At 66.6% G+C, this 24,699-nt stretch carries 23 protein-coding genes, 1 other RNA gene and 1 riboswitch; of the genes, 11 read left to right on the top strand and 13 right to left on the bottom strand.

Going from position 1 to position 24,699, the window contains the following annotated elements; genetic code table 11:
• Window positions 1–63: 63 nt before the first annotated feature.
• A riboswitch (cobalamin riboswitch) is annotated at window positions 64–308 on the bottom strand.
• A 208-nt stretch (window positions 309–516) separates the two neighbouring features.
• The 6 genes from AB4061_RS09995 (at window position 517) to AB4061_RS09970 (ending at window position 4,092) form a co-directional block, all read left to right on the top strand.
• Complete coding sequence (locus AB4061_RS09995) at window positions 517–834, top strand: hypothetical protein (RefSeq protein ID WP_174427972.1); 318 nt, start codon at window positions 517–519, stop codon at window positions 832–834.
• Window positions 831–1,172 carry a cell division protein ZapA gene (locus AB4061_RS09990; RefSeq protein ID WP_441633254.1) on the top strand — a complete coding sequence of 114 codons (342 nt, stop codon included), beginning with the start codon at window positions 831–833 and terminating at the stop codon, window positions 1,170–1,172. The genes AB4061_RS09995 and AB4061_RS09990 overlap by 4 nt, the downstream gene beginning before the upstream one ends.
• 313 nt (window positions 1,173–1,485) lie before the next feature.
• Window positions 1,486–1,696, top strand: a non-coding RNA gene (gene ssrS, locus AB4061_RS09985) — 6S RNA.
• A gap of 183 nt (window positions 1,697–1,879) precedes the next feature.
• On the top strand, window positions 1,880–2,374 hold the full coding sequence (locus AB4061_RS09980) for an EVE domain-containing protein (RefSeq protein ID WP_441633252.1): 495 nt from the start codon (window positions 1,880–1,882) through the stop codon (window positions 2,372–2,374).
• 84 nt (window positions 2,375–2,458) lie between these two features.
• On the top strand, window positions 2,459–3,271 hold the full coding sequence (locus AB4061_RS09975) for a sulfite exporter TauE/SafE family protein (protein WP_441633250.1): 813 nt from the start codon (window positions 2,459–2,461) through the stop codon (window positions 3,269–3,271).
• A gap of 119 nt (window positions 3,272–3,390) precedes the next feature.
• A complete protein-coding gene (locus AB4061_RS09970; RefSeq protein WP_441633248.1) occupies window positions 3,391–4,092 on the top strand; it encodes an SIMPL domain-containing protein in 702 nt (233 codons plus the stop codon).
• A 135-nt stretch (window positions 4,093–4,227) separates the two neighbouring features.
• On the opposite strand, the gene AB4061_RS09965 is transcribed toward AB4061_RS09970, so the two are convergent.
• The 7 genes from AB4061_RS09965 to AB4061_RS09935 all read right to left on the bottom strand — a co-directional run bounded on the left by AB4061_RS09965 (window position 4,228) and on the right by AB4061_RS09935 (window position 12,483).
• Window positions 4,228–5,781 carry a malonate--CoA ligase gene (locus tag AB4061_RS09965; RefSeq protein WP_441633470.1) on the bottom strand — a complete coding sequence of 518 codons (1,554 nt, stop codon included), beginning with the start codon at window positions 5,779–5,781 and terminating at the stop codon, window positions 4,228–4,230.
• Between the two features lie 146 nt (window positions 5,782–5,927).
• The gene (locus tag AB4061_RS09960; protein ID WP_441633246.1) at window positions 5,928–6,710 is read right to left on the bottom strand and encodes an enoyl-CoA hydratase/isomerase family protein; all 783 of its coding nucleotides are present in this window, start codon (window positions 6,708–6,710) and stop codon (window positions 5,928–5,930) included.
• 61 nt (window positions 6,711–6,771) lie between these two features.
• The gene (locus AB4061_RS09955; RefSeq protein WP_441633244.1) at window positions 6,772–7,758 is read right to left on the bottom strand and encodes a Bug family tripartite tricarboxylate transporter substrate binding protein; all 987 of its coding nucleotides are present in this window, start codon (window positions 7,756–7,758) and stop codon (window positions 6,772–6,774) included.
• Between the two features lie 101 nt (window positions 7,759–7,859).
• Entirely contained in the window at window positions 7,860–9,332 is a 1,473-nt protein-coding gene (locus tag AB4061_RS09950; RefSeq protein ID WP_441633242.1) for a malonyl-CoA decarboxylase domain-containing protein, read from the bottom strand.
• A 71-nt stretch (window positions 9,333–9,403) separates the two neighbouring features.
• On the bottom strand, window positions 9,404–10,144 hold the full coding sequence (locus AB4061_RS09945) for a GntR family transcriptional regulator (RefSeq protein ID WP_441633240.1): 741 nt from the start codon (window positions 10,142–10,144) through the stop codon (window positions 9,404–9,406).
• A 333-nt stretch (window positions 10,145–10,477) separates the two neighbouring features.
• Window positions 10,478–11,296, bottom strand: a complete 819-nt coding sequence (locus AB4061_RS09940) for an HpcH/HpaI aldolase/citrate lyase family protein (RefSeq protein ID WP_441633468.1) — start codon at window positions 11,294–11,296, stop codon at window positions 10,478–10,480.
• 14 nt (window positions 11,297–11,310) lie between these two features.
• Window positions 11,311–12,483, bottom strand: coding sequence for a CaiB/BaiF CoA transferase family protein (locus tag AB4061_RS09935; protein WP_441633238.1), 1,173 nt, complete (start codon window positions 12,481–12,483; stop codon window positions 11,311–11,313).
• Window positions 12,484–12,677: 194 nt separating this feature from the next.
• On the opposite strand from AB4061_RS09935, the gene AB4061_RS09930 reads away from it, so the two are divergent.
• Window positions 12,678–13,664: a LysR substrate-binding domain-containing protein gene (locus AB4061_RS09930; protein ID WP_441633236.1), complete on the top strand. Its 987-nt coding sequence runs from the start codon at window positions 12,678–12,680 to the stop codon at window positions 13,662–13,664.
• A gap of 139 nt (window positions 13,665–13,803) precedes the next feature.
• Complete coding sequence (locus tag AB4061_RS09925) at window positions 13,804–14,778, top strand: Bug family tripartite tricarboxylate transporter substrate binding protein (protein ID WP_441633234.1); 975 nt, start codon at window positions 13,804–13,806, stop codon at window positions 14,776–14,778.
• Window positions 14,779–14,910: 132 nt separating this feature from the next.
• Here AB4061_RS09925 and AB4061_RS09920 read toward each other — a convergent pair whose 3' ends face one another.
• From AB4061_RS09920 to AB4061_RS09910, 3 genes are all read right to left on the bottom strand, one after another.
• On the bottom strand, window positions 14,911–15,636 hold the full coding sequence (locus AB4061_RS09920; protein WP_441633232.1) for an HAD family hydrolase: 726 nt from the start codon (window positions 15,634–15,636) through the stop codon (window positions 14,911–14,913).
• 11 nt (window positions 15,637–15,647) lie between these two features.
• Window positions 15,648–16,460: a prolipoprotein diacylglyceryl transferase gene (gene lgt, locus AB4061_RS09915; protein WP_441633230.1), complete on the bottom strand. Its 813-nt coding sequence runs from the start codon at window positions 16,458–16,460 to the stop codon at window positions 15,648–15,650.
• 72 nt (window positions 16,461–16,532) lie between these two features.
• The gene (locus AB4061_RS09910; protein ID WP_441633228.1) at window positions 16,533–17,531 is read right to left on the bottom strand and encodes a LysR family transcriptional regulator; all 999 of its coding nucleotides are present in this window, start codon (window positions 17,529–17,531) and stop codon (window positions 16,533–16,535) included.
• A gap of 164 nt (window positions 17,532–17,695) precedes the next feature.
• On the opposite strand from AB4061_RS09910, the gene ilvD reads away from it, so the two are divergent.
• Window positions 17,696–19,369, top strand: coding sequence for a dihydroxy-acid dehydratase (ilvD, locus tag AB4061_RS09905; protein ID WP_441633226.1), 1,674 nt, complete (start codon window positions 17,696–17,698; stop codon window positions 19,367–19,369).
• Window positions 19,370–19,516: 147 nt separating this feature from the next.
• Here ilvD and AB4061_RS09900 read toward each other — a convergent pair whose 3' ends face one another.
• The 3 genes from AB4061_RS09900 to AB4061_RS09890 form a co-directional block, all read right to left on the bottom strand.
• Window positions 19,517–20,110 carry a hypothetical protein gene (locus AB4061_RS09900; protein WP_441633224.1) on the bottom strand — a complete coding sequence of 198 codons (594 nt, stop codon included), beginning with the start codon at window positions 20,108–20,110 and terminating at the stop codon, window positions 19,517–19,519.
• A complete protein-coding gene (locus tag AB4061_RS09895; protein ID WP_441633222.1) occupies window positions 20,107–20,577 on the bottom strand; it encodes a DNA polymerase III subunit chi in 471 nt (156 codons plus the stop codon). Before AB4061_RS09895 ends, AB4061_RS09900 begins: the two co-directional genes overlap by 4 nt.
• Before the next feature lie 105 nt (window positions 20,578–20,682).
• On the bottom strand, window positions 20,683–22,251 hold the full coding sequence (locus tag AB4061_RS09890; protein WP_441633220.1) for a leucyl aminopeptidase: 1,569 nt from the start codon (window positions 22,249–22,251) through the stop codon (window positions 20,683–20,685).
• A gap of 139 nt (window positions 22,252–22,390) precedes the next feature.
• On the opposite strand from AB4061_RS09890, the gene lptF reads away from it, so the two are divergent.
• Complete coding sequence (gene lptF / locus AB4061_RS09885) at window positions 22,391–23,515, top strand: LPS export ABC transporter permease LptF (protein ID WP_441633218.1); 1,125 nt, start codon at window positions 22,391–22,393, stop codon at window positions 23,513–23,515.
• Complete coding sequence (lptG, locus tag AB4061_RS09880) at window positions 23,512–24,666, top strand: LPS export ABC transporter permease LptG (protein WP_441633216.1); 1,155 nt, start codon at window positions 23,512–23,514, stop codon at window positions 24,664–24,666. The genes lptF and lptG overlap by 4 nt, the downstream gene beginning before the upstream one ends.
• Window positions 24,667–24,699 lie beyond the last annotated feature (33 nt).

Raw genomic sequence — 24,699 nt, 5'->3', positions numbered from 1 at the left:
CCCCCGCGGACCGTCTGGCGACGAAGCGCGCCGCTGGCTTGCGCGGCAAAAAGCAGCGGAGGGCGGCGCACTCTCGTTCAGGCCGGTATCCGGGCTGACGACACCAGTCCGACCGCCTTCCCGAACCTTGCGGTTCAGTGGCTGAGTGGTCGGCCTTGCGATCTTGCGATCACGGTCGCTTACCGTTGCGGGGGCAGCACAGGTTGGCTCGGCCCTGCCCTGGCGGCGGTGGCTGGCTCCCTGTTTCCCGTTGAACTGCAACCCTGTAGTGAATAGGATTACGAGCACCTGGAACGTGCGCGAGTGTAGGCAGTTTCGAGGCAAGCGTCAATGCCGCGGCAAAACGGGGGGAAAGCGCCTGGAAACAGGCATAAAGCCGCCGCCACGGATGCCGTTAAACGACGATGCATGCAACTTCGGCGCGCAGGCCCGGTCACACACGTCTGCGTTCGCCGTCCGCACGATAGCGCTTGGGCTAAAATCCCAGAACCCGAGACCCTAGATATGACAGGCTCTATGCTCACCGAACTCGAACAACTCGCCGCCAAGATCGGGCGTGTGCTGCACCATGCCGATACCCTGGCGGCGGAGAACCAGCGGCTGCGGGAGGAGATCGAACGCCTGCAGGCCGACGCCAGCCAGCTGCGCGGCGACCGTGAAGCCATGGCCGCCGACCGCGAGCTGCTCAATATCAAGATCGAGGAAGCGCAGCTGCGCATCCAGTCGATCCTGGACAAGCTGCCCACCGCCAGCGACGCCCGCCAGCTCGACCTGCTGGGCGAAGGCGATGCGGCCAGCCGCGCCGAACAGAAGGCACCCGGAGAAAACGCATGAGCAATAAGCAAGTCGAAGTGATCATTGCCGGCCAGTCCTACCGGTTCGCCATTGCCGCCGACAACGAGGCCGCGCTGCTGGAGGCCGTGGCACTGGTAGACGGCCAGATGACGCGGCTCAAGGGCGGGGTATCCGCCAAGGGCGTGGAACGCGTTGCCGTGATGGCCGCGATCAGCATCGCCTCGGACCTGCTCTCGCTCAAGCGCAAGCAGCAAGAAGATGGCGCGATTCCCGTTGATGCAGTGCGTGCGCGCATTCGCGAGCTGAACGAACGCGCGGACGAAGCCCTGCGCCAGTACGCGCATGTGGGCACCAATTCGCCCGTGCCGCGCAACTGATGTCCTGCCCTGCGCCGGCGGTGTACCGCACGGCACAGGTAGGCAGCGATACGCGCGTGATTTCGGCCCGATGTGCCCCACATGCCGCGCGCGTCAGCAAAATGTAACGACACGCAAAGACGGGCTTGGTATGGAAAGCCTCGCGGTGTATAGTGGAGCCAAGCCGCACCAAGCCACATAGCTGCGGTACCTTAGGTCGGGTTATCGCGCCTGACCGCCGTTTTCATCCCATCCAAGTTAGAAACGGCAAACGTCTGACAGCCGTGCCAAAGCAGTATGCGTTTGGCAGTGCAAAAAAGTCAGACGTTTGACAGTTTCCCTGCCTGGTTCGTCAGGATCATATTCCTTGAACCGATAAGCATTTGTTGGTGCGGGATTATGCCGTGTGGGCGAGCGCGTCGCATGGTTCATAGTTGCAGTCTGGACTCCCTGAACCGGTGATGTACCCGAAATGCGGCTTCCGCAGCCACTCTGAACCTCACTTGGGTTCAGGATGCCGATCCAGCGGCCGAGGCGGGGACCCCTCTAAAGGCGGTGGTTATTCAACCACCGCCTTTTCCTTTTGCGGCGCAGGTTGACCTGCGTTGCCTCTGCAGTGCCCTCCCTCTGTGTTTGCGCCACGGCCCACATCCGCCAGACGGTTTTCTTTTGGCCGTGCTTGCTGCACCATATCGCTGTCGCCAACGTCACGCCCGCCCTGCCCGCCCATGAGCCGATCCACGCAAGCCAATGCCGCCGCGCGCGCCCGCCAGTACTGGCTGATGAAGTCGGAACCCGACGAGGCCAGCATCGATACGCTAGCCGAACGCGGCACCCTGCCATGGACCGGCGTGCGCAACTACCAGGCCCGCAACTTCATGCGCGACGGCATGCAAATTGGCGACGGCGTGCTGTTCTATCACTCCTCCTGCCCACAACCCGGCATTGCCGGCCTGGCCGAGGTCAGCTCGCAGCCCTACCCCGATCCCACCCAGTTCGACCCGAAGAGCGATTACTACGACGCCGCCGCCAAGCTGGATGCACCGCGCTGGATGCTGGTTGACGTGCGCTTTGTCGGCAAGGGCCCGCTGATCTCGCTGGCCGACCTGCGCGCGCATGACGAACTGGCCGACATGGTCGTGCTACGCCGTGGCAACCGGTTGTCGATCACGCCGGTGACCCCGGCCGAATGGCGATTCATCACCACGCGGCTGATGCGCTAGCCTGGCACCGGCGGCGACAGCAGCGGCATGACACAATGGCTGCCGACTACATAACTACAACGCCAACAAGGTCGATTCCGCGTCATGAGCTTTTCCCTGATTCCCGGGCTGCTGTTGCTCGGCGCCTTTACCGGCTTCTGTGCTGGCTTGCTTGGCGTAGGCGGCGGCATGCTGATGGTGCCCTTCCTCACGCTGCTGTTCACCGCCCTGGCCTTCCCGCATGAGGCCATCGTCCATATGGCGATCGCCACCTCCATGGCGACCATCCTGTTCACCTCGCTGTCCTCGGTGCGCGCCCACCACAAGCGCGGCATGGTGCGATGGAAGCTGGTGCTGGCCCTAGCGCCCGGCATCCTGATTGGCGGCATGATCGGCGGCGGCAAGGTCTTCGCGGCGCTCAAGACCAGTTGGCTATCGCTGCTGTTCGCTGTATTCGTGGGCTTTTCGGCATGGCAGATGCTGCGCAACCGCAAGCCCGCCCCGCACCGGCAACTACCGGGCACGCCGGGCATGCTGGGCGCGGGCGGCGTGATCGGCTTCTTGTCCAGCCTGGTGGGCGCGGGCGGCGGCTTTGTCTCGGTGCCGTTCATGACGTGGTGCAATGTGCCGATCCACAACGCCGTGGCCACCTCGGCCGCGCTCGGGTTTCCCATCGCGGTGGCGAGCGTGATCGGCTATGTGTGGAGCGGGCTGGGCCAGACCGGTCTGCCGGCCGGCTCGCTCGGCTACATTTACCTGCCGGCGCTAGCGGTGATCGCGGTTGCCAGCGTGCTGACCGCGCCGCTGGGCGCGCGCACCGCGCACCGCATGGATGTCGCACAGTTGAAGAAAGTCTTCGCCTGCCTGCTGTTCAGCCTGTCGGCCTACATGATGTGGAAGGCCTGGCACGCGTTCTAAGGCCACAGGTGCCAGCGATGCACTCGCGGATACAAGTAGATACAAGGTCGCACGCGACGTAGCGGAACGATCACCTGGGCCGCGCGTCTGATACCCATTGCCTTGAAAGGGAGAATCCAATGAAACATCTGCTTGCCGCCACGCTGCTCGGTACCACCGCCATGGTTGCCTCCGCCCAGGGCGGCGGCCCGGCCCACGAGCCGGCCCCTGCCGGCGTGCTGTCGCTGTCCGCCCAGGCCGCCACCGACGTGCCGACCGACGTGGTCCACCTGACGCTCGCCGCCGAGCAGGAAGGGGCGGAGCCGGGCGCGATTTCCTCGGCGCTGTCAGCCAAGACGGCGGATGTGATCGCGCAGGCCAAGCGTACCAATGGCGTGCAGGCGCAATCGGGCGGCTTCACCATCTATCCGTCCAACGACAAGAACGGGCGCATCAGCACCTGGCGCGGGCGCGCCGAGGTGATTCTGGAATCGCGCGATTTCACCGCCGTGTCCAAGCTCGCGGGGCAGCTCGCCAGCCAGATGCAGGTGCAGAACATCAGCTTCTCGCTCTCGCGCGAAGCCCGCCACGCGGCCGAGGCCAAGCTGACCGAGCAAGCCGTGGCCTCGTTCCGCGACAAGGCCCAGGCCACCACCAAGCTGTTCGGCTACGGCAGCTACACCATCCGCGAAGTGCAGGTGGGCGAGGTGGGCGCGGTGCAGCCGATGCCGCGTATGTACGCAGCCAAGGCCATGATGGCTGATTCCGCGCCGGTGCCGGTCGAGGGCGGCAAGGCCCAGGTCACCGTGACGGTGAACGGCTCGGTGCAGATGCTCAAGTAAGCGCCGTCCAATGCCACAGGCTCAAGGTTCAAGGGTCAAGGCAGAAGGCATGGAACAAGGCCCCTGCCGCGCAAGCGGCAGGGGCCTTGTCTTTGATGCCTAAGCCATCAAGAAGCCATCAAGGAGCGGCCGTGCTTACAGCGCCCCGAACTGCTGGCGCAGCACGTTCTTCTGCACCTTGCCCATGGTGTTGCGCGGCAACTCGTCCACTACGTGCACGCGCTTAGGCACCTTGAAATTGGCAATGCGACCCTTGAGCCCGCCAATCAGGCTCAGCGCATCCAGCGAGGCACCGGGCTTGCCAACCACCACCGCCACCACCGCTTCGCCAAAATCGGCATGCGGCACGCCGATCACGGCGCTTTCCGCCACGCCCGGCATCTCGTCGATAAAGCTCTCGATCTCCTTGGGGTAGACGTTGTAGCCACCGGAGATGATCAGGTCCTTGCTGCGGCCGACGATGGTCAGGTAGTCGTCGGGCACCTTGCGCTCGCCAGCCTGGCTGACGATGGCGCCGCCAAAGCGGCCCACGTCGCCGGTCTTGAACCAGCCGTCGGCGGTGAACTCTTCCTGCGTCTTCTCCGGCATGCGCCAGTAGCCCTTGAACACATTCGGGCCACGCACTTCCACATTGCCGATCTCGCCGGCCGCGCAAGGCTTGCCGTCGCCATCCACCACCCGCACCGACACACCCGGCAGCGCCTTGCCAACGGTGCCGCCGATACGCTCGCCGTCTTGCGCTTCGTACGGGTTGGAGACCAGCATCACGGTCTCGCTCATGCCGTAGCGCTCCAGGATGGTGTGGCCGGTGCGCTCGCGGAAGGCATCGAAGGTTTCCATCAGCAGCGGCGCGGAGCCGGACACGAACAGGCGCATGCGGCGGCAGGTGTCGTCGTCAAAGCGCGGCTCCTGCACCATGCGCACGTAGTACGTGGGCACGCCCATCATCACGGTGCAGCGCGGCAGGAATTTCAGGATCTGCGCCATGTCGAGCTTGGGCGCCCAGATCATCTTGGCGCCGGCCAGCAGCGCGCCGTGCGACGCAACGAACAGGCCATGCACGTGGAAGATCGGCAGCATGTGCAGCAGCACGTCGTCGCTGCGCCAGCCCCAGTACGCATGCAGCGTCTTGGCGTTGGAGGCCAGGTTGCCGTGCGTGAGCATGGCGCCCTTGCTGCGGCCCGTGGTGCCCGAGGTGTAGAGAATGGCGGCGAGCTCGTCGGCACCGCGCGCCACCGTGGCGAAGCGGTCCGGTTGCACGGCAGCGCGGGACAACAGCGAGCCTGAGCGGTCGTCGTCCAGCGTGAAGACGTGCTTGGTGCCGTGGCGGAACGCAACCTTGGACACCCAGCCGAAGTTGGCGCTGCTGCACACCACCACCGCCGGCTCCGCGTTGCCGACAAAGTAGTCGATCTCGGCTTCCTGGTAGGCGGTATTGAGCGGCAGGTAGATGTAGCCCGCACGCAACGTGGCGAGGTACAGGAACAGCGCCTCAGGCGATTTTTCCACCTGCACCGCCACGCGCGCGCCCTCGGGCAGCTTGAGCGCGGCCAGCAGGTTGGCCATCTTGGCGGTGGCGCGGTCCAGGTCGTCCCAGCTGTAGTAGAGGCCGTCGTGGGTTTCAATGCAGCAGGCACTGCGGTCCGCCGGGAAGCGGGATTCGAATAGGGCGAACAGGTTGGCGTTCATATTGCGGAAGATGAAAAACGGAATCGGCAATAGCATGGGCAATCCGCATGGGCAATCCGATCGATAGCCGGCAATGATACCTAAAGCGATTGCCCGTGCTTTTACCCGTGCTTTTGCCCGTGCTTTTGCCCGTGCTTTTGCCCGTGCTATTGCCCGCTAAAGCGCGGCGGCCGGCGCACCAGGAATGCCGCCACGCCTTCGGCATGGTCGGCGCTGTCGCCATAGCGGAAATGCGCGTCGAGCTCCGCCGCGGTGAGCGGCGCGGGAACCGGCGCCAGGCGGCGGATGCTCTCCTTGTTGATGCGGGCGGCCAGCGGCGCGCCGGCTACGATGCGCTTGACGGCCGCGGCGACTTCCTCACCGAGTGCCGCTGCCGGCACCACGCGCGTCAGCAGCCCTTTCTCGCGCGCCTCGGCGGCGTCGAACACCCTGCCCTCCAGCAGGATCTCCAGCGTCACGGCGCGGCCCGCCAGGGCCAGCAGCCCGGTCAGCTCGCCGGGCGCCATGGGAAAGCCGAGCCGGTTGATCGGCACGCCGAAGCGGCTGTCGTCGGCGGCGATGCGCAAGTCGCAATGGCAGGCGATCTCCAGCCCGCCGCCCACGCAAACCCCTTCGATCATGGCAAGCGTGGGATGCAGGCAGCCCGCGATGGCGGCCAGCGCAGGCGCAATCACCGCCTCGTGGTAACGGCGCAGCGCGGCGGCATCGCCCCGCTCCTCGGGGAACTCGGCTATGTCGGCGCCGGCGGCAAAGTTGCCATTGGCGCCGCGCACCACCACGCAGCGCAGCGAGGTATCCGCGGACAGGTCCGCAAAGCCCTGCGCCAGCGCGCGCCACATCGCCACGGAGATGGCATTGAGCTTGCCAGCGTGGGACAGCGTGACCGTGGCCACGTCGCCCTCACGCGCGAACACTACCGTGCCGCTCATGCCTGCGCTCCACGCGCACGGGAAACATCGGAAACATCGGAAACCATGCAGCGATCCTCCATCAGTCGATCTTGGCGCCGGACTGCTGCACCACCGTAGCCCAGCGCTTGATCTCGGCGCGCTGGAACTGCGCAAACTGCTCTTGCGTGAAAGCCGGCGTATCGGAGCCGTTGGCAAGCCAGATCTGCTTCATCTCAGGCGTGTTCAGTGCTTTCTCCACTTCGGTGTAAAGCCGGTCGACGATGTCCTTGGGCGTGCCCTTTGGCACCCACATCGCGTACCAGGTGGAGACTTCGTAGTTGGGCACCCCGGCCTCGGCGGCGGTGGGCACATTCGGGAACGCGGCCGAGCGTTTGGTCGATGCCACCGCCAGCGCCTTGATGCGGCCCGCGCGGATGTGCTGCGCCGAGGAGCCGAGACCGTCGAAGTCCATGTCCACCTGGCCCGCGATCAGGTCGGACAGCGCAGGGCCCGCACCCTTGTAGGGAATATGCGTGATGAAGGTCTTGGTCTGCAGCTTGAACAGCTCGCCCGCCAGATGGTGGGACGAGCCGTTGCCGGCGGAGGCATAGTTCAGCTTGCCGGGGTTCTTCTTGGCATAGGCGATCAGCTCGCCCAGCGTGTTGGCAGTGACCTTGGCCGGGTTCACCACGATCACCTGCGGCGGCTGCGCGATCACCGTGATGGGGATGAAATCCTTCTCGATGTCGTAGTCGAGCTTCTTGTAGAACGACGGCGCGATGGCGTGGTGCGCGCCGCCGATGAACACGGTATAGCCGTCCGGCGCGCCCTTGGCCGCGATGCTCGCGCCCACGGTGCCGCCGGCGCCGCCGCGGTTATCGATCACGAACTGCTTGCCGAGCTGCTTGGAAAGCTGCGCGGTCAGCGGACGGGCGAAGGCATCGGTGCCGCCGCCGGCCGGGAACGGCACGATCACGGTGATGGGCTTGGACGGCCAGGTGTCAGCCTGCGCCACGGGAGCTACCGCGCCCAAACCCGCGCCCAGCGCGCAAGCCAGCCCTGCCAGTTGAAACTGACGACGATTCATGACTCTGTCTCCTCTCTCTTCTGCTGTGGAAAGTCAAAACGAAGAACTGCTGGAATGGCCCATGAACGCGGCCCGCGGCCTTGTCTGTTACCTGACCAGGGTTACAACAGCTTGCTCACCGCGCGGCTCATGCGCGGGGATCCGTTGCCAAGGCGCACCAGATTGTCATCTAGCGCCTCGGGCACGTAAAGATAATTCACCATCATCCCGCACGACTGCGCGCGGCCCTTGCGCGACAGGTCGGCGGCCCAGTTCAGGCGCTCCACGCAGGCGCCATTGCCCAGGTGAAAACGCGCCACCGGATCGGCAGGCAGCGCCTGCTGGCGCTCGCGCACCAGGTAATGCGCGGCCAGCGCCAGCGCGATGTCGCGCACCATCGCGTCCTCGGAATCGGCAGGCAGCGCGGCCAGCCAGCCGGCGCCGTCGGCAGGTGGCGTGCCGTGGCGCTCGCTCCAGCGCGCCAGGCGCTTGTCGCCCAGCACCTTGGCCACCGCTTCGCCATCGCGCTTGCGCAGCCAGTCGGCGAACCCGGGAATGGGCGAGAGCGTGGCGAACTGCTTGAGCTTGGGAAACTCGCGCTGCAATTCCTCGATCACGCGCTTGAGCAGGAAGTTGCCGAAGCTCACGCCGCGCAAGCCTGCCTGCGTATTGGAGATGGAATAGAAAATCGCCCACTTCACGCGGCGCAGGTCCTCCAGCGGCGCGGCTTCGTCCAGCAGCGCGTGGACGTTGGCGGCCATCTCGGGCACGAAGGCCACCTCGACAAAGATCAGCGGCTCGCGCGGCATGCGCGGGTGGAAGAACGCATAGCAGCGGCGATCGGAATCGAGCCGGTTGCGCAGGTCCGCCCAGGACGCAATCTCGTGCACGGCCTCGTAGCGGATCAGCTTTTCCAGCAGCGAAGCGGGCGAGTCCCACGTGATGGGCTGCAGTTCCAGCAAGCCCACGTCGAACCAGTTGGAGAACAGCGCCTCCAGATCGTCGTCGAGCGGGCGCAGCCCCGGCACGCGCTTGTGCCAGCGCAGCATGTCCGCACGCAGGCCGATCAGGAAATGCAGGCCGCAGACGCTCGCGCCCTCCTGCCCGTGCAGCGCGGCCAATCGCTTGAAGAAACGGATGCGCGCATTGGACATGGACTGCGCAAGCCCCGACGCGGATCTGGGCGCCTTGCCATCCTTGCCATCCTTGCCATCCTTGCCATCGTTGACGTCGTCATCCGCCTGCGCGCCGCCGCTGGCCGCAACGTCGGCCAGCACGCCGAGCATGGCCTGGCGCGCGTCATCGCCCGCGGCTTCGTACTCGGCCCGCCAGGTTTGCGCGGCGGCGTTGGCCGCGCTGTCGGTCAGGCGCGCATCGAAGCACTGGCGCAGTTGCTCGCGCTGCCGGCGCAGCACGCGCACAGGCAGCGCCACGGCCTTGGCGTCCGTCTTGGCATCGGCGTCCGTCTTCGGGGCGCGGCCATCGCCCTTGCGGCCCCACCACCGGCCAAAGCGGGACAACAAGGTTTGCGCCGACGGCTCCGGGCCGCTCAGGGGCGCGCTGACTTTCTGTTCGCTATTGCTGAGGGAATCCATGGGCGTACCTGCTTTTGGCTGTCTGTAAGTGCTGTCTGTAAGTGCTGTCTGAAAATGCGGTCTGTAAGCTGCTATCGATCAACGGATGATTTGCCGGCCAGGTGCAGTCGGCCGGGCTGTGCTCCGGGAATGGGGTCGCCACCGCCATCGTCGACCACATCAACCTCGGCGGCGTCCAGTGCCCTGAGCGCGCCGCGCTGGCGCAGCAAGTGCGTCTTCATCAAGGTTTCGGCGCCCTCCGGGTCATGCGCCTTGAGCGCGGAGAACACGGACAGATGCTCAGCGCAAGATTCGCGGATGCGGCCCGGCAGCTTCAGGCTCTTGTGGCGCGACAACCGCAGCACCTTGCGCAGGTCGCTGATCAGGCCGGACAGCCAGCGGTTGCCGGCGAGCCGCTGGATCGCTTCGTGGATCTGGTAGTTGGTTTCGTAGTAGGCGTCGATATTGCCGGCCTGCGCATACCGGGTCAGGTCGGCGTGCAGGCTTTCGAGCGCGTCGAGGTCCTCGGCGGTGGCGTTGCGCGCCGCCTCATAGGCGCAGCGTCCTTCCAGCAGCGCCATCAACGGGAAGATCTCGTCGAGGTCTTGCTCGGACAAGGCGTTGACGAAGCAGCCGCGGCGCGGCTCCAGCCGCACCAGGCCTTCGGCGGCCAGCACCTTGAGCGCCTCGCGCATCGGCGTGCGCGAGATCCCCATCGACTCGGCCACCGCGGCCTCGTCGATCCAGGCGCCGGGCATCAACGCGTGCTCATCGATCATGGCGCGAAGGCGCTCCGCGACTTCGAGGTACAGGGCCTGCTGGATGATGCGCATGGTGCCTCCTGGCGGAAGAATGCAATGGCATCGGGGTGGCTTGCGGCACGCTGAGATGTGTCTTGCCAGGCCCAATAATTCATAATTATGAATAACGGCGACCAGATGACAAGACAATTCGATGCTGCGCAGCCGCATGCGCGGTATGCACCACTAAGGTGAACCCGGGTTGTGCGGCCCCTGAATGGGCCGATCGGACGGCCCGGCTAGTGCGCCTCGCCAGCACCAGCGCGACCCCGGCACAGGCCGTTCAGCTCCCGCAGCAGCCGGCGCCCGCCCTGGCACTCGCTGACGCGCCGCAGCGCACGGGCGTAGCCCAATGGTTGTCCCGGCCTAGCCTGCCTGCTGCAGGATCCTGCTTGCGCGCTCCAGCACCGGGCGGTCCACCATCTTGCCGTCGACGGCCACCGCCGCGCCCCGCGCATCGGCGGCAGCCACGATGCGCCGTGCCCACGCCACCTCCGCGGCCGAAGGCGCCAGCCCGGCATGCACGAGCGCGACCTGCTGCGGATGGATCAGCAGCTTGGCGCCGAAGCCGAAGCGGCGCGCGCGCGCGGTCTGCCGGCGTATCTCCGCGGCGTCGCCGATGGCCGTGCAGACGCCATCCACCGGCGCCGGCAATCCAGCCGCGCGCGCATGCATCACCAGCTTGGCGCGGAAGTAATCCAGCGGCTCGTCCTCGTCGGCCACATCGAGATCGAACATCAGGTCGATGCTGCCCAGCATCAGCCGCACCACGCCGGCGGCGCGGCTCACCGCGCGCAGGTCCGCAAAGCCTGCCGCGGTCTCCATCAGCGGATAGCAGTTGGCCTGCGGCAAGGCCCGCGCCAGCGCGTCCAGCGCGCCCGCGTCGGCCTTCGGCAGTACCAGGCCGAACGCCTGCTGGGCACGGCACCAGTCCAGATCGCCCGCGTGATATTCGCTGTCGGCGGCGTTCACGCGCACCAGCAGCGCCACGCCGGCCACGGCCGCCTGCGCCTGGCACCGCGGCCAGGATGCGGCCAGGGCTTCACGCGCCGACACCTTGGCGTCGGGCGCCACGGCATCCTCGAAATCGACAATGACGGCATCCGCGCCCGAGCCGATCGCACGGCCGATCCGCTCGGGGCGCGTGGCGGGCACGAACAGGTAGCTGCGGGCGGGCGCCATCATGGCAGCGGCTTTGCTCATACCGCGCCCGCGCCGTGCAGCGCGGCCACCTGCGCGGGCGTCAAGCCCATCTCGGCCAGCACCGTGTCGGTGTGCTCGCCCACCGCCGGCACCGGATCCATGCGCGCGTCCTGCACCCCGGGCGGCAACAACGCGGGCACCGGGCCAGCGGGCGTGTCGACCTGGCGCCAGCGCTCGCGTGCGGCTAGCTGCGGATGCGCCCAGACATCGGCCATGGTGTTGACCCGCGCGTTGGCGATGCCCGCCGCTTCGAGGCGCGCGGTGACCTGCTCGGCGCTCAGCGCGGCAAAGGCCTGCACAATACGCGCGCGCAGCGCGGCGCGGTTGGCGCTGCGCAGGGTGTTGTCGGCATAGTCGGGGTGCGTGGCGAGCGCCGGATCCTCCAGCACGCGCTGGCAGAACGTGTTCCACTCGCGCTCGTTCTGCAGGCCGAGCATCACGGTCTTGCCGTCACCGGTTGGGAACGGGCCATAGGGATAGATGGTGGCATGAGCCGCGCCGGCGCGCGCAGGCGGCTCGGCGCCATCGAACGCATAGTAGAGCGGGAAGCCCATCCACTCCGCCATGGATTCCAGCATCGAGATATCGATGCGCTTGCCGCGCCCGGTCTGGCCGCGCTCGATCAGCGCCGCCAGGATATTGCTGTAGGCATACATGCCGGCGGCGATATCGGCCACCGAGGCGCCAGCCTTCACGCCTTCCTCAGGCGTGCCGGTGACCGAGACAAAGCCCGACTCGCTCTGCACCAGCAGGTCGTACGCCTTCTTGTCGCGATAGGGTCCGTCGGCGCCATAGCCCGAGATGTCGCACACGATCAGGCGCGGGAAGCGCGCGCTCAGCGCTTCGTAATCGAGCCCGAGCCGCGCCGCCGCACCCGGCGCCAGGTTCTGCACCAGCACGTCGGCGCGCGCCAGCAGTGCCTCCAGCACCGGCGCTGCCTGCGCGTGCTTGACGTCCAGCGTCACGCTTTCCTTCGAGCGGTTGGTCCACACGAAGTGCGAGGACAAGCCGCGCACGCGGCCATCGTAGGCGCGCGCGAAGTCGCCCGCGCCGGGGCGCTCGATCTTGATCACGCGCGCGCCCAGGTCAGCCAGCTGGCGGGTGCAGAACGGCGCGGCAATCGCCTGCTCCAGGGAAACGACGGTGATGCCTTGCAGCGGTTGGGACATGGCTGGACTCGTTGATGCGTGGAGGCGAGGGGTGGATGCCGGCAGCGCGAACGGGCGAGCTTGACCGGCCAGCCCACAATCTAGCCTTGGCGACACCCGTTGGGAAATAGGAAATCCCTAGTCGCCCATAAGTAGAATAAATACCTCACATGCAAATACGCAAAAACGCGAAATCGCAGAACCTGGGACACCCAATGGATATCCGCTCCATGCGCTACTTCGTGGCCATCGTCGACCACGGCAGCCTGACCCGCGCCGCCGAAGTGGCGTGCGTGGCGCAGCCCGCGCTGAGCCAGCAACTGGCCGCGCTCGAAGCGGAATACGGCGTGCCGCTGGTACACCGCGGCCCCAAGGGCGTAAAGCCGACCGAGGCCGGCAAGACCCTGTACCGGCACGCGCGCACCATCCTCAAGCAGATGGAAAGCGCCGGGGCCGACGTACGGGCCGCCGGCGCCGAGGTGACCGGCGCGGTGGCCATCGGCCTGCCTACCACCGCCGCCGCGGCCTTTGGCATGCCGCTGATCAGGGCGGTGCGGGCACGCTACCCGCAGGTGCGCCTGCAATTGTTCGAGAGCATGAGCGGCTATATCTCGGAGCTGCTCAACAACAATCGCCTCGATTTCGCCATCCTGTTCCGCGACACGGCCTCGCGCGCGGTCGAACTGGAGATGCTGGCGAGCGAGTCGCTGTACCTGATCGGCGATCCGCCCGAACCCGCCGCGGATGCGCCCGGCGCTGCCGGCAGCCTCCGCCGCCCGGCCTGCGCCCGCCGGGACACCATCGCGCTCAAGCAACTGGCTGGCATACCGCTGGTCTTGCCGAGCGGCTCGCAGGGCCTGCGGGAAGTGCTCGAACGCAGCTTCGCCCAGGCTGGCGCGGCGCTCAATGTGGTGGCCGACCTGGATTCCCTCCCCTTCCTGCTGGCCTCTGCGCGCGAAGGGCTGGCCTGCACCATCCTGCCGGCCTCGGCGGTGGACCTGGGCGATGCCGCCATGCCCATGCGCCTGATCCTGCCCGAGCTGCGCCGCACGCTGTCGCTGTGCTGGCCGCGGGCGCTGCCGCGCACGCGCGCGGCGGAAGCCGTGGCAGAGATCCTGCGTGAGATCGTCGACGCGCGCATCGCCCAGGGCGGCTCGCTCAAGCCCGCGCCGGACACGCCCCAGTCCGGCACGGCCGGATAAATAAAACTTATGGTGGTAGTCGGCGATTGAATTTCCCCGGCACAAACCCCTCGTGTAGAGTCGCTGCCAGCGACAGGCAAGGCGTGGATGTCAACAGCCAAAGACAAGCGCGCCGCCACCCCAACACCGAGGAGACACCATGCAACGCACCCGCCATGTCCTGGCTGGCATCGCCGCGGCGATTTCGCTGCTCGCCGGCGCCGCAGCGCAGGCCGAGACCTACCCCGCCAAACCCATCCAGATGATCGTGCCGCAGGCGCCGGGCGGCACCAACGACATCGTCGCTCGCCTGGTCGCGGCCGACCTCTCGCAGCGCCTCGGCCAGCAGGTGGTGGTGGAAAACCGCCCCGGCGCGGGCGGCAATATCGGCACGCAGACGGCCGCGCGCGCGGCGCCCGACGGCTATACGCTGCTGATGACGATCAGCAGCACCCAGGCCATCAACCCCTCGCTGTACCGCCAGGTGCCGTTCGACCCGGTGCGCGATTTCGAGCCGATCTCGCCGGTGGCAAGCGTGCCGAATGTGCTGGTGGCCAACCCCGCCTTCCCTGCCAGGACGCTGCCCGAGCTGATCAGCATGGCCAAGGCCAAGCCGGATTACTACCGCTTTGCCTCCGCCGGCAACGGCACGCTCAACCACCTGCTGGGGGAGATGCTCAACAGCATGGCCGGCATCAAGTTGGAGCACGTCCCCTACAAGGGTGTGGCCCCCGCGATCAACGACGTGCTCGGCAACCAGGTTCCGCTGGCCTTCGCCAGCCTGCCCTCGGTGCTGGCGCATATCAAGGCTGGCAAGGTACGCGCGCTCGGCGTGAGCTCGGCCAAGCGCTCGCCGTTCGCGCCGGACATTCCTGCCATCGGCGAGACCGTGCCGGGCTATAGCGGCGATCTGTGGGTGGGCCTGTTCGCGGTCAAGGGCACGCCCAAGGAAGTCACGCAGAAGCTCGCGCAGACCATGCAGGCCGCGCTCGCCGACAAGACCCTGCGCGACAAGCTGGCGGCGCAAGGCGCCGAAGTCCTCTCCGGCACGCCGACGCAGTTCGCCGCCATGCTCAAGACCGACCTCGACAAATGGGCGGTGATCGTGAAGAAGTCCGGGGCGCAGGTGGATTGAGGCTGGCGCGGCCAGGCCCTTCGTCCGCGGCTCGCGGCCGCGGACGTGAATTGCCACGGTGGCCACTGGCCGCATATCCTGGCCGCATATCCTAGCCGTATATCCTGGCCGTATGTCGCTGACCCTATGCCCCTATGGCTCCAGGCCCGCCGGGCCTGTGCGATCGAACCACTGCGGCACAAACGGGATCGCCTCATGCAGCGTGCCCAGTATCCGGAAACTGAATCCGGTCACGACCGCCGATGGCGGCTTGATATCGGGCACCACCACCACCTGCGCGCCCGAGCGGCTGGCGGCCGTTGCGCCGTTCTCGCTGTCCTCGAAGGCCAGGCACGCCTGCGGCGCCACGCCGAGACGCTCGGCGGCGAGCTGGTACAGCGCCGGGTCCGGCTTGCCGCGGCGCACCTCATCACCACCCGAGACCGAAGAAAAGAAATCCAGCACGCCCACACGCCCGAGCCGGTCCTTGATTTCCTCGACACGGGATGACGATGCCACCGCGCAGGGAATGCCCGCTGCGCGCAGCGCCGAGAGCAACTCCTTGGCGCCGGGCTTCAGCGGAAACCGGGGGCCGGCAGCCGGCGCATGCAGTTGCGCGCCGGCCATTACCTGCACCTGGCGGAAGGCATGCTCGTCGCCAAGCAGGGAAACCAGGAAGGCATCGGACTCCGGCTTGGCCTTGCCGATGACCTGCACGTAGTCGCTGGCCGCCAGCGTGATGCCGATCTCGCGCGCGGCGCCAATCCAAGCTTGCATGATGGCGCGCTCGGAGTCGATCAGCAGGCCATCCATATCGAAGATGGCGGCGGTGAACGGGCTCATCTGCCGGCTCAACTGCGGGCTCAACTGCGGGGTCATCTGCGCCGGCTTTAACGGATCGGGGCCTGCGCCGTCTGTCCGTGACGGTTCGCCCAGACCAGCATGGCGATGCCAGCCAGGATCATCGGCAGGCTCAGCCACTGGCCCATGGAGAAGTTCAGCGCCAGCAGGCCCAGGAAGTTATCGGGCTCGCGCGCAAACTCGGCGAGGAAACGGAAACCGCCGTAGCCGATCAGGAACACGCCCGAGACCGCGCCCATGGGGCGCGGCTTCCTGGCGAACAGCCACAGGATGATGAACAGCGCCACACCTTCGCCGGCAAATTGATAAAGCTGCGAAGGATGGCGGGGAATGTTGTCACCCGCCTGCGGGAAGATCATGCCCCACGGCAGGTCGGTGGGACGGCCCCACAGCTCGCCGTTGATGAAGTTGCCGATGCGTCCGGCCGCCAGCCCGCAGGGGATCATCGGCGCGATGAAGTCGGTGACTTCCATCCAGTGCCGCCCGCGCAGCTTGCCGAACAGCCACATCGCCACGATCACGCCCAGGAAGCCGCCGTGGAAGGCCATGCCGCCCTCCCACACCTTGAAGATCTCAAGCGGATGGCTCAGGTAGTAATCGGCCTTGTAGAAGAACACGTAGCCCAGCCGCCCGCCCAGGATCACGCCCAGCACACCGAAGAACAGCATGTCGTCCAGGTCCTTGACCGTCCAGCCCTGGGCCGCGATATGCGGCTGGCGGATGCGCAGGCGCCCGAACCACAGGAACATGATGAACCCGGCGAGGTACATCAGCCCGTACCAGCGGATGGCGAGCGGGCCGAGATGAATCGCAACCGGATCAAATTGGGGATGAATCAGCATGGATGCCGTGGTTAGGGTTGTAGGTAGAGAGATCGCGCACGGGCAAACTGGCGTCCGGCGCGATATCAGGGTTCAGGTTGCATCCGTCAGGTGCTTTGCCGCAGCGGCAGTGCCAAGCTCCGTGCCCGATGTTATGCCAGCGTTTTGCGTCAGCGTCATGGCAGCGGCCAGCGCGCCGGCGATCTCGATAAACGATCTCAGCACGGGGCTCACGCCGTCGGCACCGGCCTCCCGCCACACCAGCCCGGTCTCGATATCGGGCCCGGCATCGCGCAACGGCAGGTAGGACACACCGGTACGGCGAAGGTTGCAAAGCGAGGCCGGCACCAGCGCCACGCCCATGCCGGCGGATACCAGGCTGACGATCGTCTGCATCTGGATGGCCTCCTGGGCGATCACCGGCGTGAGGCCTTCGCGCGCATAACAGCCCGTAATGATGTCATAAAACGCGGGCGCGCTTCGCCGGGGAAAGATGATAAGCGGCTCGTGCGCCGCATCCTTTAGCGAAACGCCCTCCTCCGCCGCCGCCGAGCCATCCGGGCGCCAGCCTTCCGGCACGGCCAGCACCAGCGGCTCGCGCACCAGCGGCAGGTAGGCCACGCCATGCGGCATGGCCGGCAGTTGCGGGCGGATCACCAGCCCGGCGTCGATGCCGCCGTCCATCAGGGCCTCCAGCTGGATATCGCTGGTGGCCTCGCGCAGCTGCAACTGCACATTGGGGTGCCGCGCCCGGAAGCGCCGCAACAGGTCGGGCAGGATGCCATAGTCGGCCGTGCTGACAAAGGCCAGCGACAACGTGCCGGCCTCCCCGCGCGCCAGCCGCTGGGCCAGGCCCGGCAGCGCGGCCGCATCGGCCAGCACGCGGCGCACCTCGGGCAGCCATTGCTGGCCGGCAGGGGTGAGCGCCACCGAGCGCCGCGTGCGAGCGAACAGCTGCACGCCGATCTCCTCCTCCAGCGCCTGGATCTGCTGGGACAGCGGCGGCTGCGTCATGGTCAGGCGCCGCGCGGCGCGGCCAAAATGTAACTCCTCCGCCACGGTAACGAAGTAGCGCAACTGGCGCAGGTCCAAAGGGGCTCCTGATATGTTTTTCGACTCAATAAAGGTTGAATAATATATTTGACACGATAAAAGGCAAGCGGCATGCTCTCGTCCACAACATGGCAAGAGCCTGCCCGGTCCTCGGAACCCCGGGGCGCCCCGCGCAGGCCGGCACACTTCCCCCGGAGATTCCCATGGCATACAACAAACGCTCGCAGCACATCACGCAAGGCGTGGCGCGCTCCCCCAACCGCTCGATGTACTACGCGCTGGGCTACAAGAAGGAAGACTTCGACAAGCCGATGGTGGGCATCGCCAACGGCCACTCCACCATCACGCCTTGCAACTCCGGCCTGCAACGCCTGGCCGACGCCGCCGTGGCGGCCATCAAGGCCTCCGACGCCAACCCGCAGATCTTCGGCACCCCGACCATCTCGGACGGCATGTCGATGGGCACCGAAGGCATGAAATACTCGCTGATCTCCCGCGAAGTCATCGCCGACTGTATCGAGACCGCGGCCCAGGGCCAGTGGATGGACGGCGTGGTCGTGATCGGCGGCTGCGACAAGAACATGCCGGGCGGCATGATCGCGCTGGCGCGCACCAACGTGCCGGGCATCTATGTGTACGGCGGCACCATCAAGCCGGGCAACTGGAAGGGCAAGGACCTGACCATCGTGTCGTCGTTCGAAGCCGTGGGCGAATTCACCGCCGGCCGCCTGAGCCAGGAAGACTTCGAAGGCGTCGAGAAGAACGCCTGCCCGTCGTCGGGGTCGTGCGGCGGCATGTACACCGCCAACACCATGAGCTCCTCGTTCGAGGCGCTGGGCATGTCGCTGCTGTACTCGTCGACCATGGCCAACCCGGACCAGGAAAAGGTCGACAGCGCCGCCGAATCGGCACGCGTGCTGGTCGAGGCCATCAAGAAGGACATCAAGCCGCGCGACATCATCACGCGCAAGTCCATCGAGAATGCCGTTGCGCTGATCATGGCCACCGGCGGCTCCACCAACGCCGTGCTGCACTACCTGGCGATCGCCCACTCGGCCGAAGTGGAATGGAGCATCGACGACTTCGAACGCATCCGCCGCAAGGTGCCGGTGATCTGCAACCTGAAGCCGTCGGGCCAGTATGTGGCAACCGACCTGCACCGCGCGGGCGGCATTCCCCAGGTCATGAAGATCCTGCTCAAGGCAGGCCTGATGCACGGCGACTGCCTGACCATCACCGGCCGCACCCTGGCCGAGGAACTGGAAAACGTGCCGGACACCCCGCGCGCCGACCAGGACGTGATCATGCCGATCGAAAAGGCGCTCTACAAGGAAGGCCACCTGGCCATCCTGAAGGGCAACCTGGCACCGGAAGGCGCCGTCGCCAAGATCACCGGCCTGAAGAACCCGGTCATCACCGGCCCGGCCCGCGTGTTCGAGGACGAGCAAAGCGCCATGGACGCCATCCTGGCCGACAAGATCAACGCCGGCGACATCCTGGTGCTGCGCTACCTGGGCCCCAAGGGCGGCCCCGGCATGCCTGAAATGCTGGCCCCCACCTCGGCCATCATCGGCAAGGGCCTGGGCGAATCGGTCGGCTTCATCACCGACGGCCGCTTCTCGGGCGGCACCTGGGGCATGGTGGTCGGCCACGTCGCGCCGGAAGCGCACGTGGGCGGCAACATCGCGCTGGTGCAGGAAGGCGACTCGGTCACCATCGACGCGCACAAGCTGCTGCTGGAGCTCAACGTGAGCGAAGAAGAGTTGGCCAAGCGTCGCGCCGCCTGGAAGCAGCCGGCACCGCGCTACACCCGTGGCGTGCTGGCCAAGTTCGCCAAGCTGGCTTCGACCGCCAGCAAGGGCGCTGTGACGGACTGAGGCTGCGGCTTCATCGCCAGAAGGACAAAAAGCCCGCGAGCGATCGCGGGCGTTTTTATGGCGCGTGGATTGTGCGTGACGGGAAAGAGAATCACGCCAACGCCAAAACACCCGCGCGGTTGGCAAGACGCTTTCCAGTCAGTTCCCTCACATCCCGCCCGGATCCCGCTCGATCTCTTCCAGCGTGGCGTCCAGCCATTCCACCAGCCGGGCCTCCATCGCCTGCGTCAGTTCCGCCGCCAGTTGCGCGGTCAACGGGGCCAGCCGCGATTGCAGCGTGGCTTCGGTATGGGCCTCCACCACCTGCGGCCATTCGGTGCGAAACCGCATCATCACGCGGGTCAGCAGCTCGCTGCGCACGGCGCGCAGCTCGTCCGGGCTGGGCGGCGGGCTGGCGTGGTGCGTGGCGTGCGAAACCGAGTAGGCGCCATCCTGGGTCGACGGGGTTGGCTGGTGCAGTGCAGGGATATCGGGCGCGGGACTACCGTCGCCGGGCTCACGGGGCATGACGACATGGGTGACCGGGCCAGGCCAGGTCAAGTCATGCACGGGCTGGGCATGGCCTGGGCCGCCAGCGCCGGAATCCGACCACGCTACCGCTTGCGTGGCCCCCGCCGGCGTCGCGTCCGGCGCCGGTTGCCTGGCGCCGTCGGTGGGCAGGTCGATCACTTCCGTCAGCAGTGGAATGCTGTCGTTGGGCCCGATGCGCGGGATCACGCGCGAGGTGGTGCGTTCGGTCATGCGGCATCCCCCTTGGCTTGTGCGCCTTGTGTGCCTTGGCCTGCCTGGCCGGCCTGCGCGATATCGTGATGCGCCAGCGGATAGCCGCGCTCGCGGTACAGGCGAAAGCGCTCGCGCCCGGCGGCACGGTCGTCGGCGTCGCTGCCGACCACCTCGATCATGCGCTCGAAGCTGGCGAACTGCACCGGCGGCTCGGCGCTAAGGTTGATCAGCAGCTGATGGTGCGGAGCCTGGTCCAGCGTGGCCGCCAGCACGATCGGCGTCACCTCGGCGTTCGGGCTGTCCACGCCGCAATGCGGCAGGAAATCCAGCGCGGAGAACGTCCACAAGCGCGCATCGAGCTGCGCCAGCTGCTCCGGCGCGCCATGCACCACCAGTTTCTGGCCGGCGCCATACGCCTTGCGGATCAGCCGGCAAGCGTAGCCGAGCTTGTCGGGCACGTTGCTGTGGAAATCGATACGCGTCATGGTTGAAAGCAATCCTGTGAGAATGAAGCTAAACAGGGACGGACCCGCGCAGATGCCGGCGCCGGCCCGTCCCTGCTGTCAAGCATCAAGCTTAACCATCCAGCTTCAGCCAGCGCGGTCCATCAGGAACTGCGCCAGCAGGGGCACCGGGCGGCCGGTGGCGCCCTTGGCGGCGCCGCTCTTCCAGGCCGTGCCGGCGATATCCAGGTGGGCCCAGTCGTACTTCTCGGTATAGCGCGCCAGGAAGCAGGCGGCGGTCACGCTGCCGGCCGGGCGGCCACCGATATTGGCCATATCCGCAAAGTTGGACTTGAGCTGGTCCTGGTAGTCATCGTCCAGCGGCATGCGCCAGGCGGTGTCCATGGCCTTGCGGCCGGCTTGCAGCAATTGGTCCGCGAGGCCGTCGTTGCGCGCGTACAGGCCGCTGTTGACGTGGCCCAGCGCGATGATGCAGGCGCCGGTCAGGGTTGCCACATCCACCACGGCGGCCGGCTTGAAGCGCTCGACATAGGTCAGCGCGTCACACAGCACCAGGCGGCCTTCGGCGTCGGTGTTCAGGATCTCGATGGTCTGGCCGGACATGCTGGTGACCACGTCGCCGGGCTTGGTGGCGTTGCCGGCCGGCATGTTCTCGCAGGTGGGAACCACCGCGATCACGTTCAGCTTGAGGCCCATCTCGGCCACCGCCTGCAGCGTGCCCAGCACCGAGGCGGCGCCGCACATGTCGTACTTCATCTCGTCCATGCCCTCGCCGGGCTTGAGCGAGATGCCGCCGGTATCGAAGGTGATGCCCTTGCCCACCAGCACCACCGGCGCCTGCTTGGCCGAGGCGCCGTCGTAGCGCAGCACGATGAACTGCGGCGGCTCCACCGCGCCCTTGGTGACCGCCAGGAAGGCGCCCATCTTGAGGGCCTCGAGCTGCTTGCGGCCCAGCACTTCCACCTTGAGCTTGTGGCGCTTGGCGATGCCGCGCGCAGTATTGGCCAGGTAGGTCGGCGTGCAGATGTTGGACGGCAGGTTGCCCAGGTCCTTGGTCAGCTCCATGCCGTTGGCGATAGCCGCGCCGCGGACCACGGCCTGGGCGGCCGCCTTGGCGTCGGCCGCGTCGACGGTGAGCACCACCTTGCGCAAGCCGGTGAGCTTGTCGGCGCCGTTGCCGTTGCTGTTGCCCTTGGCGCTGGCGTTGGCGCGCTTGAGGCCCGGATGGCGCTCCAGCAGGCGGTAGCCGGATTCGCGGATCAGGGTGACGGTGGTGATCAGGCGCCAGGCCAGGTCGCGGGCGTTGCCAGCCTGCTGCGGGGCCTGCTGCTGGGCGAGGCACCACAGCACATTGGCGGCGCGCGTGCCGGACAAGGCACGCAACGCGGTGCGCACAGCCTCGGCGAACGCCTTGTCGCCGAACTCGGCTTCCTTGCCGAAGCCCACCAGCAGCACGCGGGCAGCGCCCACGCCGGCCACTTCGTGCAGCATCAGCTGGGTGCCGCGCTTCCCTTCGAAATCGCCCAGCTTGACGAGCCGGGAAACCAAACCCTTGGTTGCCACGTCGAGCGCCTTGGCCACACCGGCCAGGCTCTGTCCTTCAAACAGGCCCACCACCAGACAATCGGTCTTGGTTGCCAGGAAACCATTTTGGCCCGCTTTGCTCCAATCCAAGGCTTTTGTGCTAAATTCCATCGCGCTTCCTTCCAGGGGCTTGTCCACCACGAAAGCTCCTATTATCCGCGATTTGCTGCCGCCGGTCCGCTATGCTTGCTAGCAAGCCCCCCGGCACCGACATCGCCCGCGCCGGCCGGCAGCCCGGAACCGACTCCGCATGATCTTTCAACAAGCCTTGCGTCGCGAGCTCGCATACACCGCCGGCGCGGTGTTTCTGGTCATGCTGACCTTCATGCTGACCTCGCTCGTAATCCGTATTCTCGGCATGGCCGCCAATGGCCAGGCCAGCCCCAATGACGTCCTGATGCTGATCGGCCTGGCCACCATTGGCTATCTGTCGATCCTGCTGTCCGCCACCCTGTTCATCTCCACCCTGATCGTGCTCACGCGCTGGTACAAGGACTCGGAGATGGTGGTGTGGTTCTCGGCCGGCATCTCGCTGCGCGACCTGGTCAAGCCGGTGCTACAGTTTGCCGCGCCCTTCATCATCATGTCGCTGCTGCTGGGCATGTTCGCCTGGCCGTGGGCCAACCAGCAAAGCGCGCTGTTCCGCGACCGCTTCGAGCAGCGCGGCGTGCTGTCCATGATCGCCGCCGGCCGCTTCATCGAGCCGGCCAAAGGCAATTACGTGCTGTTCATCGAAGGCATCGACGCCGACATGAAGCACGCGCGCAATGTCTTCGTGGCCAACGCCGAGGCCGACAAGATCGGCGTGGCGCTGGCCCACCAGGGCCAGTTCCAGACCATGCCCAACGGCGACCGCATGGTGGTCATGGAAAACGGCCGCCGCTATGCCGGCACGCCCGGCAAGATCGACTACCGCATCGTGGAGTTCGACCAGTACGCGGTCAAGGTGGACAACAAACCACCTGAGTCGGAAGCCAACCTCCCGACCAAGAGCCGCGACACCATCGACCTGCTGCGCAACCCCACCAACGAGAACCTTGGCGAGTTGCTGTGGCGCCTGTCGCTGCCGCTGCTGGCCTTCAACTTTGTGCTGATCGCCATCCCGCTTGCCTACGTCAACCCGCGCCTGGGCCGCTACACGCCCCTGGTCTTCGCGGTGCTGATCTACCTGACCTACAGTAACGTGATCAATCTCTCGCAGGCCTGGGTGCGCTCCGGCTCCATCCCGTTCTCGATGGCCTGGTGGCCGTTCCACCTGATCGCCCTGCTGGGCGCGGTGATGCTGTTCCGCTACCGCCAGAACCGCAGCCTGGGTGGCTGGCGCGCGGTCTTCGGCCTGCCCCGCAAGGGTGGCGCCCGGGGGAACCAGGCATGAAGGTATTGCGCGTCTACGAGCGTTATTTCGCGCGGCTGATCTACGGCGTCTTCGCCTTCATCCTGTTTGCGGTGCTGGCGCTGTTCGTGTTCTTCGACATGCTCAGCGAGCTGGAGAGCGTGGCCGGCCGCTACACCTCGCTGGTGGCGTTCTTCCACGTCATCCTGCAGGCGCCCACCCGCATCTATGAGGTGCTGCCGATCGCCGTGCTGATCAGCGCCATCTATGTGTTCTCGCAACTGGCCAGCCAGTCCGAGTACACCATTTTCCGGGTGGCCGGCCTGAATACGCGCCAGGCGCTGTTCTCGCTGTTCAAGCTGGCGATTCCGCTGGCCATCGCCACGTTTATCTTCGGCGAATTCATCGGCCCCAAGGCCGAGCAGTACGCGCAGAAGGTCAAGCTCGAAGCACTGGGCGCCACGGTTTCCGCGGGCTTTCGCTCCGGCGTGTGGGTCAAGGACCGCGACCGCGATGCCGCCAAGGGCCATGAGGTTACGCGCTTCGTCAACGTGGCCGGCCTGCGGCCCGACCAGAGCATCACTGGCGTCACCATTTACGAGTTCGACGACCAATACCGCCTGAGCGTGATCCGCGTGGCCAAGGAAGGCCGCTACGAGGGCGGCCAGTCCTGGCAGCTCACCGGCGTGACCGAGACCCACTTCCTGGAACTGCCCAGGGGCGAGCCCGGCAAGGCGGACGCCCTGGCGCCGGCCTTCCGCGGCGAGCAGCACAGCGTGCCCACCATGGCCATGCGCTCCGAGCTGACGCCGCAGATCCTGTCGGTGCTGCTGGTGGAGCCGGAGCGGATGTCCACGGTGGACCTGTTCCGCTATATCCGCCACCTGCGCGACAACAAGCAGGACACCCAGCGCTACGAGATCGCCTTCTGGAAGAAAGTGATCTACCCGCTGACCCTGTTCGTGATGGTGGCGCTGGCCCTGCCCTTTGCCTACCTGCACGCACGGGCCGGCGCGGTGGGCGTGAAGGTGTTCGGCGGCATCATGCTGGGGCTGTCCTTCCACTTGTCCAACACCCTGTTCTCGCACGTGGGGCTGCTGCATACCTGGCCGCCCATCGTCTCGGCGCTGATCCCCGGCACGCTGTACCTGCTGGTGGCGCTTGGCGCGTTGCGCTGGGTGGACCGGCATTAAGCCAGCCAGCAAGCCGGCAAGCATCGAGGCTCG

Origin of the sequence: Cupriavidus sp. YAF13 (genome assembly GCF_052113425.1) — a bacterium.
GTDB lineage: Bacteria > Pseudomonadota > Gammaproteobacteria > Burkholderiales > Burkholderiaceae > Cupriavidus.
This window is presented reverse-complemented; position numbering and strand designations above follow the sequence as displayed.

Excerpts from the sequence above, each read along its gene's own strand:
- AB4061_RS09940 (WP_441633468.1), bottom strand. The coding sequence starts at position 11,296 with ATGATGGCGCCCGCCCGCAGCTACCTGTTCGTGCCCGCCACGCGCCCC.
- AB4061_RS09965 (WP_441633470.1), bottom strand. The coding sequence starts at position 5,781 with ATGAACGCCAACCTGTTCGCCCTATTCGAATCCCGCTTCCCGGCGGAC.
- AB4061_RS09950 (WP_441633242.1), bottom strand. The coding sequence starts at position 9,332 with ATGGATTCCCTCAGCAATAGCGAACAGAAAGTCAGCGCGCCCCTGAGC.
- AB4061_RS09990 (WP_441633254.1), top strand. The coding sequence starts at position 831 with ATGAGCAATAAGCAAGTCGAAGTGATCATTGCCGGCCAGTCCTACCGG.
- AB4061_RS09925 (WP_441633234.1), top strand. The coding sequence starts at position 13,804 with ATGCAACGCACCCGCCATGTCCTGGCTGGCATCGCCGCGGCGATTTCG.
- AB4061_RS09980 (WP_441633252.1), top strand. The coding sequence starts at position 1,880 with ATGAGCCGATCCACGCAAGCCAATGCCGCCGCGCGCGCCCGCCAGTAC.
- lptF (WP_441633218.1), top strand. The coding sequence starts at position 22,391 with ATGATCTTTCAACAAGCCTTGCGTCGCGAGCTCGCATACACCGCCGGC.
- AB4061_RS09900 (WP_441633224.1), bottom strand. The coding sequence starts at position 20,110 with ATGACCGAACGCACCACCTCGCGCGTGATCCCGCGCATCGGGCCCAAC.
- AB4061_RS09895 (WP_441633222.1), bottom strand. The coding sequence starts at position 20,577 with ATGACGCGTATCGATTTCCACAGCAACGTGCCCGACAAGCTCGGCTAC.
- AB4061_RS09945 (WP_441633240.1), bottom strand. The coding sequence starts at position 10,144 with ATGCGCATCATCCAGCAGGCCCTGTACCTCGAAGTCGCGGAGCGCCTT.
- lptG (WP_441633216.1), top strand. The coding sequence starts at position 23,512 with ATGAAGGTATTGCGCGTCTACGAGCGTTATTTCGCGCGGCTGATCTAC.
- AB4061_RS09935 (WP_441633238.1), bottom strand. The coding sequence starts at position 12,483 with ATGTCCCAACCGCTGCAAGGCATCACCGTCGTTTCCCTGGAGCAGGCG.
- AB4061_RS09930 (WP_441633236.1), top strand. The coding sequence starts at position 12,678 with ATGGATATCCGCTCCATGCGCTACTTCGTGGCCATCGTCGACCACGGC.
- AB4061_RS09975 (WP_441633250.1), top strand. The coding sequence starts at position 2,459 with ATGAGCTTTTCCCTGATTCCCGGGCTGCTGTTGCTCGGCGCCTTTACC.
- ilvD (WP_441633226.1), top strand. The coding sequence starts at position 17,696 with ATGGCATACAACAAACGCTCGCAGCACATCACGCAAGGCGTGGCGCGC.
- AB4061_RS09920 (WP_441633232.1), bottom strand. The coding sequence starts at position 15,636 with ATGACCCCGCAGTTGAGCCCGCAGTTGAGCCGGCAGATGAGCCCGTTC.
- AB4061_RS09890 (WP_441633220.1), bottom strand. The coding sequence starts at position 22,251 with ATGGAATTTAGCACAAAAGCCTTGGATTGGAGCAAAGCGGGCCAAAAT.
- AB4061_RS09955 (WP_441633244.1), bottom strand. The coding sequence starts at position 7,758 with ATGAATCGTCGTCAGTTTCAACTGGCAGGGCTGGCTTGCGCGCTGGGC.
- AB4061_RS09995 (WP_174427972.1), top strand. The coding sequence starts at position 517 with ATGCTCACCGAACTCGAACAACTCGCCGCCAAGATCGGGCGTGTGCTG.
- AB4061_RS09960 (WP_441633246.1), bottom strand. The coding sequence starts at position 6,710 with ATGAGCGGCACGGTAGTGTTCGCGCGTGAGGGCGACGTGGCCACGGTC.
- lgt (WP_441633230.1), bottom strand. The coding sequence starts at position 16,460 with ATGCTGATTCATCCCCAATTTGATCCGGTTGCGATTCATCTCGGCCCG.
- AB4061_RS09970 (WP_441633248.1), top strand. The coding sequence starts at position 3,391 with ATGAAACATCTGCTTGCCGCCACGCTGCTCGGTACCACCGCCATGGTT.